We start from the raw sequence: 15792 nt of genomic DNA on the forward strand, positions 1-15792 counted from the left end.
GATTCTTCAGAAGCAAGCTTCCTCAGTCTCGGGAGAAGTACTCCGTTCGACTTGCATGTGTTAAGCACGCCGCCAGCGTTCATCCTGAGCCAGGATCGAACTCTCAATAAAAATTTTGTTCGTCCTTAGTCAGTATTCTAAACGTTAGCTTAAAAATCCTGTCCTAAAACTTACTGTGTTTGGATTTCGTTCAAATCCGAATATCTTTTGAGATTTTCATCTCTCTTATTCTTATTTAGAATAAGTAAAATGTCTTAAAAGAATCTTCGGGGTTGTCATGTTGTTAAATTGTTAATGTACAAATCACTTTTAAGTAAAGTGAGCGGAGAGGGAGGGATTCGAACCCTCGTGCCCTTGCGGACAAACGGTTTTCAAGACCGCCTCGTTATGACCACTTCGATACCTCTCCAAGGTCATAATTTCTTATGTTTTTTGTCGCTTTTCATCGGCGACAGATGTTATATTAACAAAATAATCTGTATGTGTCAACTACTTTTATTGAAAAATTTTTATTTTTTTTTTGAGGTATAAAACACCCATTTTTATAACCATTTTTAGCTCCGAGAGCACTACATTATCTTGTGTTCAAGCCTCTTCAGACAACAAAATAATGAATTCCCTGTTTGAATGTTCTCATTATTTATAATATATTTTCTAATTGTCAAACACCCAAAATTGCCTCTGCAAGGGCAATATCTTCGGGTGTAGTGATTTTTATGTTGTTATAACTGCCCTCAACCACCTTAACTTTTTGATCTAAATATCTTTCAACCAGCATTGTATCATCTGTGATATTTCTATTTTTATCTGATCTCATTCTTGAATATGCTTCTGTGATAATTTTTCTATCAAAAGTTTGTGGGGTTTGAATCTGGTATAAAGTGCTTCTGTCAGGAGTGTCAATTCCGTATCCCTCTTCATCAACAACTTTAATAGTGTCCTTAACAGGTACTGCAACTGTACATGCTTTGCATCTTTTTACTTCACTAATAGAAGAAAGTATCATTGCATTTGTTACAAATGGTCGTGCGCCGTCGTGGATCATGATGATATTATTTCGCTTATCGCAGGCTTTGATGCCATTTTCCACCGAGTCATAACGTTCTTTTCCGCCGGCGACAATCTTTTTTACTTTATTAAATGAATATTTTTTAACGACTTCTTCACGCATATAATTAATATCCTGCTGTCTTGTGACGAGTATTATCTCATCAACAATGCTTGCTTCAAATACTTTCAATGCATGATAAATCAGCGGTTTTCCGCCTATTTCCATAAATTGTTTAGCTTTACTGCTTTTCATGCGGCTTCCGCTGCCTGCCGCAAGTACTATTACCGAAACCATTTTCCCCTCCGAATTTTACATTATTAATATACTAAAATACCCTGCACTTAATGCAAGGTATTATTCAATCATTTTATTCAATCGAAAAATAGTTATATGATCAATTTCCGATATGATATATCCATTGATTTATTATGATATATTCGATGATTTCAAATATGATATATATTTCACGTTGGCGATGGGACTATCTGCTGCCGATTTTGAGGTTCGGAACTGCATTGAGGCTATAGTCATCTCTGATACCTCTCAGATAATCATAATATCCCGCTGCACCTATCATAGCGGCATTATCTGTGCAGAAAATCAGGGAAGGGTTATAAAATGAAATACCAACCGCCTCAGCGCTTTTACGCATGTGTTCCCTCAAAGAACTATTTGCAGCAACACCTCCCGCAAGTGCAAGCTTATCACATCCATGATCCTTCGCAGCTCTTACTGCATGATCTGTTAAAACTTCTATTACAGCTTTCTGGAATGAAGCCGCAACATCTGCACGATTCACTTCAATCCCCTTCATTTCACAACTATTGAGATAATTGAGAACTGCAGACTTTATACCACTAAATGAAAAATCATATGGTGCATCGGCGAATTTTGCGCGTGGAAATTCAATCGCATCCGGATTTCCTTCCTTCGCAAGTTTGTCAACCTTAGGGCCGCCCGGATAACCAAGCCCGATTGCTCTCGCAACTTTATCAAAGGCTTCTCCCGCTGCATCATCCCTTGTACGTCCTATAATTTCATATTTACCGTAATCAGTGCATTTAACAATATGCGAATGTCCACCTGAAGCAACAAGGCACATAAATGGAGGCTCGAGATCTTTATTCTCGATATAATTTGCGGATATATGTCCTTCTATATGATGCACGCCAACAAGAGGTATTTTCTTTGCATAGCTTATAGCCTTAGCTGTACCTACGCCAACAAGAAGCGGACCCACGAGTCCCGGACCGTATGTTACAGCTATGGCTGTAATGTCGTCCCAGGTCATATTTGCGTCACTAAGCGCCTTGCGTATTACCTGATTTACCTTCTCTATATGCTTTCTTGAAGCGATTTCCGGAACAACTCCTCCGTAAATAGTATGAAGAGGTACCTGCGAATAAATAACATTCGATCTTACATCTCTTCCGTTTACGACAACTGCAGCTGCTGTTTCGTCGCATGAGGATTCAATTCCAAGTATTACTACATCTTCCATTATATGCCTCCGCATTTACATTTAATGATGCTATCTCCAAAAGCATTCTTAATGTAAATAATTATTCGATATCGTATCTTTTATTACTCAACCCGGTTAACGGTGCCGGTCTGCAAGTCATTCATTTTATTTGTAATGCTCGTGGCACAGCCGAGCCGGTACTATTTATAATTGTGCCTCCGGATTAATCAAATATTTTGATCATTCCACATATATTCATCTCCAGATTAACCGTTAAATTCATATTAATTGATTATTCTTCAAATATACACCATTGGATTGATCAGTTGATTAATATTTCGATCATTCCACAAACATGTATCTCCAGATTAACCGTTAAGTTCATATTAATTGATTGTTCTTCAAATATACACCGTTGGATTGATCAGTTGATTAATATTCTGATCATTCCACAGACATGTATCACCGGATTAACAACTAAATCCATATTTTTTGAGTGTTCTGTAAATAATATCGACGAATCAATCATTATATTTACATATTTTGATTAATCTAATCTTCGAATTTCAGTTCTTTTGTTAATCTGTCTTTGCCCATGACGGTATTTGGAAATATTTTTTTGATGTCATCAAGATACATCTTTGGTTTTGTGATTGATGGAGAATAATGTGTCAGCCACATTTCCGCAACACCGGCCTGCTCGGCAAGAAGTGCTGCTTCGGTCATTGTCATATGCTTCTTGGCCTTGGCTTTATCCATAGTCTCAGCATCATTTTCGCCATACATTCCTTCGCAGATAAATAAATCCGATCCGCCGGCCGCCTCAGCTATAACATCTGTCGGTCTTGTATCGGTACAATAAGTAACCTTAAGACCCTTTCTGTCTTCACCCATGACCATGTCACTGGTAAATACTTTTCCATCTACTGTAACATCATTTCCGCTTTGCAATACCTTCCAGAGTTTGATAGGTATTTCAAGTTCTTTTGCGGCTTCTGCATTGAATCTGCCTTTTCTGTCAAGCTCTATGCTGTAGCCATAGCAAAGTATATTATGATTAACTCTAAATGCTTTAATTCTAAGTCCAACAAGATCAAAGACCTGTTCATTTCCCTGTATTTCAATAAATTTTATCTCAAATGGGAGTTCCGGTGCGATAACTCTAAGTGAATTAACCACCTTCTCGATATTCTTAGGTCCAACTATGGTTAAAGGCTCGCGCCTGTCTGCATTTCCGATAGCCAGAAGAAGTCCCGGCAGACCGCTGATATGATCAGCGTGGAAATGTGTGATCATAAGTACATCGATATCTTTGAAACTCCAGCCTTGAAGTCGCGCACTTATCTGTGTCGCTTCACCACAATCAATCATCACAGTATGGCCATTATATCTAACCATGAGTGATGTCAAAAATCTATATGGAAGCGGCATCATCCCGCCTGTTCCCAAAAGGCATATATCTAACATTCTAACTCTCTCTTTCGTTACTGTTTAACATTCAACACTTCGTATAACTTTCTCCATGATCCATGCATCTTCCACAGGATTTGTATAATATCCTTTTCTGCATGATATCATTTTGAAATCAAATCTTTCATATAATTTTATTGCGGGAGTATTCCCGGCTCTGACTTCAAGTATGATCCTGCCATTTTCATCCAAAGTATTTATCAGCGCATTCATAAGTTTTGCTGCAAATCCTTTGTTACGCATATTTTCCCGAACTGCGATCCTCTCCAGATCAACACCGTCTATATCCGAATAAATAATATATCCGGCAATTGTCTTCTGATCTAATGATTCTTCCTGCACCGATTGCACCGGGTTGATCGTCTCACATAATGATTCTTCCTGCACCGGATCAATCAAGATATCTCCACAGTCATTGATCACGATCAGATGGTTGTAATCATACTTAAAAGTATCTTCTAACATTTTTGCAGACCACGCGTCGCTGAAAATAGCATTTTCCAGTTCTGCGACCTGTTCTATTAGATTATTTATTTTCATCCCTTACTCTCTCAGCCTGAGATTTTCTCAAATATTCCGGAGCAAAATCATCCGGATTGATAGATTTTCCCATTTCCATATACATCTTTCCCAAAGAGGCAATGGAAGCACCTCTTTGCTTATCATTATGGATTGCCGCAAAATCAAATGATGATGCGTCACCCATTTTGGAAATAGTATTTTTTATAACTCCTATTCCATCTCCGACGAAAACAATGTCGTCAGAAATGTCTTCAAGCTTTTTGATAAATTCCTCTGCAGGAAGAGCATTTTCTTCTATTACAGCTTTTATGCCATCCTTTACGTCATAAAGTCCGGCATATACTTCTTCTCGTCTCGCATCCATAACCGAAGCAACCAGTCTTCTGTCACCTGCAAGATTATAGGCAAGGCCTTCCAAAGTAGGTACAGCTACAAGTGGAATATCAAGTGCAAGAGCAAGTCCTTTAGCTGTTGCTGCACCAATTCTGAGTCCGGTAAATGATCCCGGTCCTGCCGAAATAGCTACAGCATCCAGTTCTTCAGGGTTAACTCCAACAGTATCGAGCATTTTATCTATCATCGGAAGAAGTGTCTCCGAATGTGTTCTTTTATTATTTATTGTAAATTCAGCCATGACAATATCATCTGAAACAAGAGCAACAGATGCAGTCATGCTTGAACTTTCTATTCCAAGAATCTTCATGATCACTCACCGCCATTTATTGTAATTTCTCTATAATCAAAACCTTTTTCCGGATTCTTTTTAATCTCTATCTTAATGCTGTCCTTCGGAATAATGCCTTCTATAAGAACAGACCACTCGATAAGCGAAACTCCCTCGCCGGAATCCACCTTATCGAAATATCCTATCTCTTCCATTTCATCTTCAGAACCAATTCTGTAAACATCAAAATGATATAAAGGAAGCCTGCCTTCATCATATTCTTTCAAAATGGTAAATGTCGGACTTACTATCGGTTCTTCGATACCGAGTCCTGCTCCGAAGCCCTGGGCAAATACAGTCTTTCCTACTCCCAGATCACCATTTAAGCAGTATACCTGTCCGGATTCAGCCTTCGATGCAATATCGAATGCTAATTTATACGTTTCTTTCTCATCATATGTTTCAAATGTTTTATTCATTATAAACTCCACTGTACATTTTTATCTTACAGATACTGCTTTAAACCGCTTGAAAGTCTTGGTCTGTACTCTTTTGTGTACTGAACAAATCTCGAAAGGATTATGGACCTGTCTTCGCCAAGCTCCTCGGTTGGTATTACAAATGCATGAAATGGACTTGTGTAAACAGCAACCATGTTCTTAGATTCACGAAGTCTGTAGATATTGTTCCATTCCAGTTCCTGGCTTTCTTCGCCAAGTGATATCTTCAGATTTTCAGGTCTTAATTCATATGTAACAGGGGATTTATATGAAGGATTTGTACTAAGCTGTTTCTTAGCCTTCATGATAAGTGTAGCCGGATTGATTATAAGACATATAACCGCAACCGCACCGAATAAGAGGATATTTCTCATTGTTGGATAATCACTCATAATATTCCATATAAGAAATGCAAGGCCCCCAAGCCCCAAAAATATACTCATTATTCCGGAGAACTTACAATAGTATGATTTCAGCACAAATTCCGTAAGCGCTTTTTTATTCATATTTACAGTGATTTTCTTAGATACAGTTTCCATCTTATCCTCTTTACTAAATATTTATAATCCCAAATTTATTTCACGCCCTGATGGCTCGAATTGTCTATATTTAACTCTTGTCAGATCAAACATTCTCTTGGATGCAAGCGTACTGTCCGCGTCCTGGTATTTATCTGACATATAAACTATCTCCGTGATTCCGCTCTGAATAATAGCTTTTGCGCATTCATTACACGGAAATAAAGTTACATAGAGCCTTGCATCTTTAAAATTTCTGGCTCCTCTGTAATTAAGTATTGCATTAAGTTCTGCATGACATACAAATAAATATTTGCTTTCCAGAGCCGCTCCTTCTCTTCCCCATGGCATTGAATCATCTTCGCATCCCTGAGGCATACCGTTATAACCAACAGACAAAATTCTATTATCAGGTCCAACTATACATGCGCCGACCTGAGTATTCGGATCCTTGCTTCTTTGTGCGGAAAGCATAGCAATTCCCATGAAATACTGATCCCAACTGATATAATCATTTCTCTTCATTAGCGGCCTCCTTCTCCTGGCCATAAAACCGGTATCTTTTTAATTGGGCAGGAGAAATCTCCTGCCCATAATATAAATCATAATAACAAATTATTATTCACCAAGTTCAAACTTGTCATGAACTGCATTCATAGCTCTCTCGACATTCTTAACGTCGATAAGAACTGTTACTCTGATCTCTGATGTAGAGATCATTCTGATGTTGATATTCTCATCATAAAGTGCTTCGAACATCTTAGCTGCAACACCTGCATTTGTCTGCATTCCGGCACCAACGATTGAAACCTTTGCAACATCCTTATTTACATCGATTGACTCGAACTGCATGATCTCGCCAATGATCTTTTCTGCTTCATCAGCATCCTCATCACTACATGTGAATGAAATATCCTTTGTTCCATGACGTCCAACTGACTGAAGTATCATATCAACATTTATATTCTTCTTAGCAAGAGCGTTGAAAAGCTTAAATGCAACACCCGGCTCATCCTTAAGACCTACAACTGCAACTCTGGCTGCATCCGGATCAGCAGCAACACCACTAACGATCATCTTCTCCATCTTTGTGTCCTCCTTAACGACGGTTCCTTCATTATTATTCAAGCTTGAACGAACAACAAGCTGTACACCAAATTTCTTAGCAAGTTCTACAGATCTATTATGAAGAACCCCTGCTCCAAGAGTAGCAAGCTCTAACATCTCATCATAAGTTACCGTATCAAGCTTTCTTGCAGTCTTAACCTTACGTGGATCTGCAGTATATACGCCATCAACATCTGTATAGATCTCGCACTTATCTGCATGAAGTGCAGCTGCAAGAGCAACAGCTGTTGTATCTGAACCACCTCTTCCGAGTGTTGTATAATCATCATACTTATTAACACCCTGGAATCCTGTAATGATAACTATCTTTCTCTGCTCAAGTTCATTTTTAACTCTGTCTACGTCAATTCTCTTAAGTCTTGCATTTCCATAAACAGAAGTTGTATGCATAGCAACCTGGAATGCATTAAGAGATATAGCCGGAACACCAAGCTTGTTCATAGCCATAGCCATAAGTGCTACAGACATCTGCTCTCCGATAGTATAGAGCATGTCCATCTCACGCTTTGGTGGATTTTCATTAATATCCTTAGCCATATCAATGAGCTCATCAGTGTATTTTCCCATAGCTGAAAGAACAACTACAACGTCGTTACCCTTCTTATACTCTTCGATACATCTGTTGGCTACATTATAGATTCTCTCTTTGTTGGCAACCGAAGTTCCACCAAATTTCTTTACCACTAACATAGTGTACGCCTCCGTAAATAATGTTTATTAAAACTGCGTATTACAGTTATTTTACTCTGCAATTCTGATAAGGTTTAAAACGCTGTAACCATCAAGCTTTTCTTTAATCTCTTTTTCAGAAAAAGCTGTTGCTGTTACAAATGCTGTCTCGCCTGTAAGCTGAGGAGCAAAGCAAGCATTTTCAAATGTCTTTCTAAGCTTGTCACTCTGTCCTTCGCCTTCAACTCTTACAAAATATCTCGCTTTAAATGTTGTTATATCGCCAAGAGCAACCTTCTCTTTAGCCCATTTAATAGGAATATTTTTGCTATTATTCTTAGCTATCTCAACCACATCAGAAACAACAGCGCTTGCTGTAGGAAGAGATCCGGCACCCTGACCGTAAAGCATTACATCTCCGAGCATATCTCCATGAAGTGATACTGCATTATATACACCATCAACATTTCTGAGACAATGATCATTCTCGAGCATGAAAGGTGCAACCATTGCATATACCTTGTCATTTTCCTTCTTCATAAGTCCGAGAAGTTTTATCGGAAGGCCAAGTTTCTTGGAATAATAAATATCCTGCTTTGTAATACCTGTGATACCTTCTGTTGAAATATCTTCGAAATCAACCTGCTGTCCACAGATAAGTGAAGTAAGAATAGCAATCTTACGGCATGCATCATATCCTTCAACGTCTGCTTCAGGATTTCTCTCTGCATAACCCTTGTCCTGTGCATCCTTAAGAACTTCATCAAATGTAAGATCTTCATTCGACATCTTTGTGAGCATGTAGTTGGTTGTACCATTAAGAATACCTGCAATGCTGTCAAAGTTATCTGCTGTAAGTGATTCATTTATCGATCTGATGACAGGGATTCCGCCACCTACCGAAGCTTCAAAAAGAAATGCTACATTATTATCTTTTGCAAGCTGAAGGATTTCAGCACCATATCTTGCAACAAGCTCCTTGTTGGAAGTACATACTGATTTTCCTTTTTCAATAGCCTGTCTTACAAACTTGTTTGCAGGCTCAACTCCACCCATAACCTCAACTACGCATTTGACATCATCATCAGCAAGAATAGCCTCATAATCATGTACAAGGATCTTCTCAACCGGATCACCAGGGAAATCCCTGAGGTCTAAAACGTATTTAACATTTATTTCTTCTCCGGAAAACTTTTTCAGAACCTGATTGTTGTCATTTATAACTTTTACAACTCCAGATCCTACGGTACCATATCCAAGAACCGCCACATTAAACATATCGTTACCTCGCTCTAATTTTTATATCTATGCAGACTGCATTTTACTGCAAATGCTGCAAATAAATCAATTTAAAAATATATCATTTCAGATACATAAATATAATCTCTATTCTTCAGAATCTTTCGACTGAGAGATCATTTTAAGATAAGCATTTATAAAAGGATCGATTCCACCATCAAGAACTCTTGAAGCATCACCTACTTCACAGTTGGTTCTGTGATCCTTAACAAGTGTATATGGTTGAAGGACATAGGATCTGATCTGACTACCGAAACCATTGTCGGCAACCTCTCCTCTGATACCTGACATCTTCTCCATATTCTCCTGCTGTTTAAGCATGAAAAGCTTTGTTTTAAGCATTTTCATCGCCTTATCTTTATTCATATGCTGAGATCTTTCATTCTGACATTGAACAACTATACCTGTAGGAAGATGTGTAATCCTGACTGCTGAAGAAGTCTTGTTGATATGCTGACCTCCCGCACCGCTGGATCTGTATGTATCTATCTTCAGATCGTCATCCTTTATCTCAATCTCAATGGTATCATCAACTTCAGGCATAACATCAACAGAGCAAAATGATGTCTGTCTCTTACCGTTTGCGTTGAAAGGCGATATTCTTACAAGCCTGTGAATTCCATGTTCTGATTTAAGATATCCATATGCATGATAACCATTTACCTGGAAAGTCACAGATTTAATACCCGCCTCGTCTCCCGGCTGATTATCGAATTCTTCAACGCTGAACCCTTTATCATTAACCCATCTCTGATACATTCTGTAAAGCATTGAAACCCAGTCACACGACTCAGTTCCGCCTGCTCCGGAATGAATATTTATAACAGCATTATTGGTATCAAACTCTCCCGAAAGAAGAGTCTCTATCCTGAATGCTTCGAATTTCTTCTTAAATTGTTCAATGCTTTCTCCGGCTTCTTCTATAAGATCAACATCATCCTCTTCTTCTGCCATCTCTATCATGACTTCAATGTCATCAAATGTTTCCTGAATAGCATTAAAATCAGCGATGGTATCTTTGAGATTTTTCATCTCTTTCATGATGCGATTACTTGCCTCAACATCATTCCAGAAATTCTGATCTTCCATAGCCTCTGAAAGCTCTTTTATTCTTGCCTCTTTACCGGCAATGTCAAAGTGAATCCCTCACTTCAAGCAGTGGTTTTCTGTATTCATTTAAAGTGAACTTATACTGATCAAGTTCTAACACCACTATCACCACCTTTTATTTAAATAATCTGATTCTTACGTACAGCCCATAGCTTTGGGCTGTAACTGTAAAAATCATGCTGAAATATCTTATAAATCTACTGCATTCTTCCGCAGCACTGTTTATATTTCTTTCCTGAACCACATGGGCATGGATCATTTCTTCCAACCTTTGCGGCCTTTCTCTTAACAGGCTCTCTCTTGGCTGTAGTATCCTTATTGGTTCCTGTAACCTTGGCAACCTGCTCACGTTCAGCTTTTTCTTCTATCTTAACGTGCATGATAAGTCTTGATGTATCTTCCTTAATGGAATTTGTCATCTCATTGAACATATCATATCCGGCCATCTTGTACTCAACAAGCGGATCTCTTGAACCATATGACTGAAGACCGATACCCTGACGGAGCTGATCCATATCGTCGATGTTGTCCATCCACTTTCTATCAACAACCTTAAGGAGTACTACTCGCTCCATCTCACGCATTGTTTCCGGATTAGGGAATTCTGCTTCCTTAGCCTCATAGAGCTTAGCAGCCTCTTCCTTAAGTCTCTGCTTAAATGCATTTGCACTTCCCTTACGCTTCTCATCCTCAGTAAGAACAATAGGCTTAAGTGGAACGATAGGTCTGAGGGTATCATTTAATTCCTGAAGATCCCACTCTGATGGATCAACTTCATTTGAAGCGACCATATCAACATATCTTTCAACTGTATCCTGAACCATCTGGAAAATGGTATCTCTCATATTCTCGCCATCAAGAACTTTTCTTCTTTCTGCGTAAATAACTTCTCTCTGTTCATTATTTACTTCATCGTATTCAAGAAGGTTCTTTCTGATTGCAAAGTTGTTAGACTCTATCTTTCTCTGAGCTTTCTCGATGAATCTTGTGATTGTCTTATGCTGAATTTCTTCACCTTCAGGAATTCTGAGGGCATCATAAACCTTCATGATCTTCTCTGAACCGAAGAGTCTCATAAGATCATCTTCAAGTGAAAGATAGAACTTAGAATAACCAGGATCTCCCTGACGTCCTGAACGTCCGCGGAGCTGATTATCGATACGTCTTGATTCATGTCTTTCTGTACCGATTACCATAAGTCCGCCGAGTTCCGGCACACCTTCGCCAAGCTTGATATCAGTACCTCGACCTGCCATGTTGGTTGCGATAGTTACTGCACCCTTCTGACCTGCATCGGCAATGATCTCTGCTTCCATCTCATGGAACTTAGCGTTGAGGACTTTATGCTGAATCCCTCTCTTCTGGAGAAGTTTACTGATTTCTTCAGAAGAATCGATATTAACTGTACCTACAAGAACAGGCTGACCCTTCTGGTTTGCTTCATATACCTGCTCAACGATAGCATTTAATTTTTCTTTCTTTGTCTTATAAACGGCATCATCTTCATCTATTCTGGCAATAGGAAGATTTGTAGGAACTACTACAACGTCCATTCCGTAGATTTCACGGAATTCTGTTTCCTCTGTCTGAGCAGTACCTGTCATACCTGCCTTCTTATCATATTTATTGAAGAAGTTCTGGAAAGTAATAGTTGCAAGAGTCTTACTCTCTCTCTTAACCTTAACATTTTCCTTTGCTTCGATAGCCTGATGAAGACCGTCACTGAAACGTCTTCCCGGCATGATACGTCCTGTAAAGCTGTCTACAATAAGAACCTGATCATCCTTTACAACGTAATCCTGATCTCTGTGCATAAGTGCATGTGCACGAAGAGCAAGGATAATTGTATGCTGGATCTCAAGGTTTTCAGGATCTGCAAGGTTCTGAATATGGAAGAACTGTTCTACTTCCTTAACACCCTGTGCAGTAAGAACAACGTATTTGTCCTTCTCATTTACAAGGTAATCACCATCTTCCTGGATCTCAGTACCCATGATAGCATCAAACTTACTGATCTCTGTAGAAGCTGTACCTTTCTGCATTCTTCTTGCGAGATAATCGCACATCTTATATATATCTGTAGACTTTCCGCTCTGTCCCGAAATGATAAGCGGTGTACGAGCCTCATCAATAAGGATCGAGTCAATCTCATCTATAATACAGAAGTTAAGTCCTCGCTGAACAAGGCGTTCCTTATAGATAACCATGTTGTCACGAAGATAATCAAATCCGAGCTCGTTATTGGTAATATATGTAATATCGCAGTTGTAAGCTTCTCTTCTCGCATCATTTTCATCCGAATTGAGGATAACTCCGACTGTGAGGCCGAGGAATCTATGAACCGAACCCATCCACTCAGCATCACGCTTTGCAAGGTAATCATTTACAGTAACTATATGAACACCTTTTCCTGTAAGGGCATTGAGGTAAGCAGGAAGTGTAGAAACAAGTGTTTTACCTTCACCTGTTCTCATTTCCGCGATTCTTCCCTGATGGAGAAGAACACCACCCACAAGCTGTACCCTGAAGTGCTTCATACCGAGTACACGGAATGCAGCCTCTCTTACAGTTGCAAATGCTTCTACAAGAATATCATCAAGAGTTTCACCTTTTGAGAGTCTCTCTTTAAATTCGTCTGTTTTTGCTATAAGTTCATCATCAGACAGCTTCTGCATAGATTCGTCCAATGCTTCAATCTTGTCGACTATAGGGTAAATTCTTTTTAATTCTTTGTCACTATGTGTGCCAAAGAGCTTTTCACCAAGACCCATTTTATTCCTCCACTGCGTATTATTTCTATGATTAAGTCCTTTCGGCCATACTTACAGTAATCTTATCATAACCCCTAATATAACATTATATATTCAAGTAGGCAAATATTTTTTTATATTCTTGCTTTTTGCACTAATGTTTACTATTATTAGGAGTAAGACGTTGTGAAGATTGTTGTGTATTTATACGGGGATCCGACTGTTTTCTTCACATTCAAATAATCTATAAGCTATCCTGATTTTGCTTGGAGGAGTCGCAAAATGAAGCAATATTGGAAAAATGAAACAGTCCGGAAGTATATCTTTATCGGATCTTTTCTTATTATATTCTATCTTGTTCTTAATAACCTGTCGGATATGGCAACCGTGCTCGGTAATATTATAGGTATATTCTCACCTTTCCTGCTTGGCGCAGCGATCGCATATATCTTAAATGTTCCTATATCCAGACTTGAAACTCATCTTTTTAAAAAGCCAAAATATCAGACTGATAAATGGGCCGGAAGACGAAGAGGTCTTTCAATGCTTATTGTTATTACATTAACAATAGTAGCGATAGTTATAATCCTGATCACAGTCATCCCGGAACTTTCAAGGACTCTCGTGTCTCTTGCACACCAGGCTCCGGAAGGCATGGAAAAGCTTTCAAAATGGCTCGTTAAGCAAACTGCGAAATATCCTAAAGTTTCTGAAAAAGTAGTTGAATATACCAAAAACTGGGAAAAGGCTCTTGAGCCTGCATTTAATCTTCTTGCAAGCAAAGGTCTTTCCATTATAAGCGGAGGCTTCGGTTTTATCTCAGGTGTTGTATCAAGCGTTACTTCATTTTTTATCGGGATAATCTTTTCTTTATATCTGCTTGCAGGAAAGGAAAGACTCAGCCGTCAGGGACGCCAGATCGTTTACAGTTCACTCGCTCCGGAAAAAGCTGACAAAGTAATGAGCATCCTGAGACTTGCCAACAGAACATTCAGTAATTTCATATCCGGACAGTGCCTTGATGCACTCCTTCTCGGATGCGAATTTATAATCATTATGACTGTAACCGGAATGCCTTATGCACTCCTTATAAGTATACTCATCATGATACTTGCACTTATTCCGATTATCGGTGCATTTATCGGACTCGGCATCGGCGTAATACTTATACTTCTTGTTTCGCCGATCAAAGCGCTCATATTTGCTATCATGTTTACTGTAATACAGCAGATTGACGCAAATCTTGTATATCCTCATATCGTTGGAAACCAGGTTGGTCTTCCGGGAATGTGGGTACTCATGTCAGTTACCGTCGGTGGTTCTTTATTCGGACTTGTGGGAATGCTCGTTCTCATCCCTATAGCTTCTGTTATATATGCTATTTTCAGGGAACATGTAAATAAAAAGCTTAAGGAAAAGGAAATTCCCGAATCAAAATATATGATTGACCCACCTTACGAGGCCAAACCTCAGAATCCTTTAACGAAAGATATAAAATTTAAAAAGAAGAATAAAAAAGAAAAATAAAATAAGAAATTCGTAGCCTGTGTCATCAGGCGCACATAAAAAATACCCTCTCTACCATTCCCGGTAAAGAGGGTATTATTATAATCATTTATATATAATGTCGAAACAGATAATATTAGAACTCAGGTTCAATAAGTCCATATGTATTGCCTTTTCTCTTATATACAACATTTACCTCATCTGTTTCAGCATTTCTGAATACGTAGAAGTTATGTCCGAGAAGTTCCATCTGGATGCAAGCATCTTCCGGATACATAGGTTTAACTGCAAATCTCTTGCTTCTGATGATCTTAATCTCATCTTCATCAGCAACATCTCCCTCTTCCTCAAGGAATCTGTCATTGAAGTATGCAACATCCTGCTCTTTATCAATTATTTTCTTCTTATATCTTGTAACCTGACGTTCAATTATCTCAACTACCATATCGATTGAAACATACATATCGTCGCTAACCTGCTCAGCTCTGATGATATGTCCTTTCATAGGAATGGTAACCTCTATCTTCTGCCTCTCCTTTTCTACTGAAAAAGTAACCTGAACATTTGTGTCTTCGTTAAAAAACTTTTCTAATCTACCGAGCTTGTCGTAGATGGCCTCCCTTAATCCATCTGTCACATCAATATTTTTACCACTAATAATGTAATTCATACGTCTCACTCCTTCTCGCCTTCATATTCAGCTCCAAAAACCTATTTAAAAGCTTCTGTAACTGATGTCTAAATTATACCATATCGGGCTATTTGAGGCAATAAAATAATCCATTTATGATGGAGTAAATCTGTTGTCAGTTGGGAGAGCATAAAAAGAAAAGCTTCTAGATATAATGATTTAGAATTGTTTGCCTTATTCTACTTTTATCCGTCTGCTTTGTCAAACCCTAGAACAACAACTGATGCAGCCTTATTGAGGCTGTCTTTCGCACTGTCCCCTCCGGTACATGTACCTGTATTCGATCTATATAACTTTTTGCTTGATCATAATGTTCAGAAATGATATCTCTAAGGGTAAATTTTTCAGGCGTAACATTTGTCAACGAAGCTGTATCTATTCCTCTGTTTTCTCTGCTGTACTTTACCAGATTGATGATGCCATCACGTCCGTAATTACGTTCATAGCATCTA

General features: G+C 38.6%; 15 protein-coding genes and 1 tRNA gene. 1 reads left to right on the forward strand and 15 read right to left on the reverse strand.

Translation table 11 applies throughout. The features are described 5' to 3' along the window. Positions 1–323: 323 nt before the first annotated feature. The 13 genes from B5D25_RS12025 to secA all read right to left on the reverse strand — a co-directional run bounded on the left by B5D25_RS12025 (position 324) and on the right by secA (position 13164). A tRNA-Ser gene (locus tag B5D25_RS12025) sits at positions 324–409 on the reverse strand. Positions 410–661: 252 nt separating this feature from the next. Further along, the gene (gene ispD / locus B5D25_RS12030; RefSeq protein ID WP_078788211.1) at positions 662–1345 is read right to left on the reverse strand and encodes a 2-C-methyl-D-erythritol 4-phosphate cytidylyltransferase; all 684 of its coding nucleotides are present in this window, start codon (positions 1343–1345) and stop codon (positions 662–664) included. Positions 1346–1532: 187 nt separating this feature from the next. Further along, the gene (tsaD, locus tag B5D25_RS12035) at positions 1533–2567 is read right to left on the reverse strand and encodes a tRNA (adenosine(37)-N6)-threonylcarbamoyltransferase complex transferase subunit TsaD (RefSeq protein WP_425365081.1); all 1035 of its coding nucleotides are present in this window, start codon (positions 2565–2567) and stop codon (positions 1533–1535) included. A 498-nt stretch (positions 2568–3065) separates the two neighbouring features. Beyond that, positions 3066–3980 (reverse strand): ribonuclease Z, encoded by a 915-nt coding sequence (locus B5D25_RS12040; protein WP_078788213.1) that lies wholly within the window; start codon positions 3978–3980, stop codon positions 3066–3068. Between the two features lie 24 nt (positions 3981–4004). Continuing rightward, positions 4005–4523 carry a GNAT family N-acetyltransferase gene (locus tag B5D25_RS12045; RefSeq protein WP_078788214.1) on the reverse strand — a complete coding sequence of 173 codons (519 nt, stop codon included), beginning with the start codon at positions 4521–4523 and terminating at the stop codon, positions 4005–4007. Next, the gene (tsaB, locus tag B5D25_RS12050; RefSeq protein ID WP_078788215.1) at positions 4510–5208 is read right to left on the reverse strand and encodes a tRNA (adenosine(37)-N6)-threonylcarbamoyltransferase complex dimerization subunit type 1 TsaB; all 699 of its coding nucleotides are present in this window, start codon (positions 5206–5208) and stop codon (positions 4510–4512) included. Before tsaB ends, B5D25_RS12045 begins: the two co-directional genes overlap by 14 nt. A 2-nt stretch (positions 5209–5210) precedes the next feature. Then, entirely contained in the window at positions 5211–5648 is a 438-nt protein-coding gene (gene tsaE / locus B5D25_RS12055) for a tRNA (adenosine(37)-N6)-threonylcarbamoyltransferase complex ATPase subunit type 1 TsaE (RefSeq protein ID WP_078788216.1), read from the reverse strand. 26 nt (positions 5649–5674) lie between these two features. Further along, positions 5675–6208: a YcxB family protein gene (locus B5D25_RS12060; protein ID WP_078788217.1), complete on the reverse strand. Its 534-nt coding sequence runs from the start codon at positions 6206–6208 to the stop codon at positions 5675–5677. Positions 6209–6229: 21 nt separating this feature from the next. Beyond that, complete coding sequence (locus B5D25_RS12065; RefSeq protein ID WP_078788218.1) at positions 6230–6712, reverse strand: deoxycytidylate deaminase; 483 nt, start codon at positions 6710–6712, stop codon at positions 6230–6232. 93 nt (positions 6713–6805) lie between these two features. Then, positions 6806–8005 carry an aspartate kinase gene (locus B5D25_RS12070; RefSeq protein ID WP_078788219.1) on the reverse strand — a complete coding sequence of 400 codons (1200 nt, stop codon included), beginning with the start codon at positions 8003–8005 and terminating at the stop codon, positions 6806–6808. 51 nt (positions 8006–8056) lie between these two features. Further along, the gene (locus B5D25_RS12075) at positions 8057–9262 is read right to left on the reverse strand and encodes a homoserine dehydrogenase (RefSeq protein ID WP_078788220.1); all 1206 of its coding nucleotides are present in this window, start codon (positions 9260–9262) and stop codon (positions 8057–8059) included. A gap of 108 nt (positions 9263–9370) precedes the next feature. After that, positions 9371–10493, reverse strand: a protein-coding gene (prfB, locus tag B5D25_RS12080) for a peptide chain release factor 2 (RefSeq protein WP_143000688.1) whose coding sequence is annotated in 2 segments (ribosomal slippage) — positions 9371–10429 and positions 10431–10493 — 1122 coding nt in all. Because the reading frame shifts where the segments join, the coding sequence is not laid out codon by codon here. Positions 10494–10590: 97 nt separating this feature from the next. Continuing rightward, the gene (secA, locus tag B5D25_RS12085; protein WP_078788222.1) at positions 10591–13164 is read right to left on the reverse strand and encodes a preprotein translocase subunit SecA; all 2574 of its coding nucleotides are present in this window, start codon (positions 13162–13164) and stop codon (positions 10591–10593) included. 261 nt (positions 13165–13425) lie between these two features. Here secA and B5D25_RS12090 point away from each other — a divergent pair, with 261 nt between their 5' ends. Then, complete coding sequence (locus B5D25_RS12090) at positions 13426–14670, forward strand: AI-2E family transporter (RefSeq protein WP_078788223.1); 1245 nt, start codon at positions 13426–13428, stop codon at positions 14668–14670. A gap of 115 nt (positions 14671–14785) precedes the next feature. Here the strand turns inward: B5D25_RS12090 and hpf are convergent, their stop codons facing one another. Together hpf and B5D25_RS13070 are read right to left on the reverse strand one after the other, a co-directional pair. Beyond that, positions 14786–15319, reverse strand: coding sequence for a ribosome hibernation-promoting factor, HPF/YfiA family (gene hpf, locus B5D25_RS12095; protein WP_078788224.1), 534 nt, complete (start codon positions 15317–15319; stop codon positions 14786–14788). A gap of 229 nt (positions 15320–15548) precedes the next feature. Then, the coding region (locus B5D25_RS13070; protein WP_341443642.1) for a hypothetical protein at positions 15549–15792 on the reverse strand (244 nt) is incomplete at its 5' end.

Source organism: Eubacterium ruminantium (assembly GCF_900167085.1).
Taxonomy (GTDB): Bacteria; Bacillota; Clostridia; order Lachnospirales; family Lachnospiraceae; genus Eubacterium_Q; species Eubacterium_Q ruminantium.

Excerpts from the sequence above, each read along its gene's own strand:
- tsaE (WP_078788216.1), bottom strand. The coding sequence starts at position 5,648 with ATGAATAAAACATTTGAAACATATGATGAGAAAGAAACGTATAAATTA.
- B5D25_RS12075 (WP_078788220.1), bottom strand. The coding sequence starts at position 9,262 with ATGTTTAATGTGGCGGTTCTTGGATATGGTACCGTAGGATCTGGAGTT.
- hpf (WP_078788224.1), bottom strand. The coding sequence starts at position 15,319 with ATGAATTACATTATTAGTGGTAAAAATATTGATGTGACAGATGGATTA.
- tsaD (WP_425365081.1), bottom strand. The coding sequence starts at position 2,567 with ATGCGGAGGCATATAATGGAAGATGTAGTAATACTTGGAATTGAATCC.
- B5D25_RS12070 (WP_078788219.1), bottom strand. The coding sequence starts at position 8,005 with ATGTTAGTGGTAAAGAAATTTGGTGGAACTTCGGTTGCCAACAAAGAG.
- secA (WP_078788222.1), bottom strand. The coding sequence starts at position 13,164 with ATGGGTCTTGGTGAAAAGCTCTTTGGCACACATAGTGACAAAGAATTA.
- ispD (WP_078788211.1), bottom strand. The coding sequence starts at position 1,345 with ATGGTTTCGGTAATAGTACTTGCGGCAGGCAGCGGAAGCCGCATGAAA.
- B5D25_RS12065 (WP_078788218.1), bottom strand. The coding sequence starts at position 6,712 with ATGAAGAGAAATGATTATATCAGTTGGGATCAGTATTTCATGGGAATT.
- tsaB (WP_078788215.1), bottom strand. The coding sequence starts at position 5,208 with ATGAAGATTCTTGGAATAGAAAGTTCAAGCATGACTGCATCTGTTGCT.
- B5D25_RS12040 (WP_078788213.1), bottom strand. The coding sequence starts at position 3,980 with ATGTTAGATATATGCCTTTTGGGAACAGGCGGGATGATGCCGCTTCCA.
- B5D25_RS12045 (WP_078788214.1), bottom strand. The coding sequence starts at position 4,523 with ATGAAAATAAATAATCTAATAGAACAGGTCGCAGAACTGGAAAATGCT.
- B5D25_RS12060 (WP_078788217.1), bottom strand. The coding sequence starts at position 6,208 with ATGGAAACTGTATCTAAGAAAATCACTGTAAATATGAATAAAAAAGCG.
- B5D25_RS12090 (WP_078788223.1), top strand. The coding sequence starts at position 13,426 with ATGAAGCAATATTGGAAAAATGAAACAGTCCGGAAGTATATCTTTATC.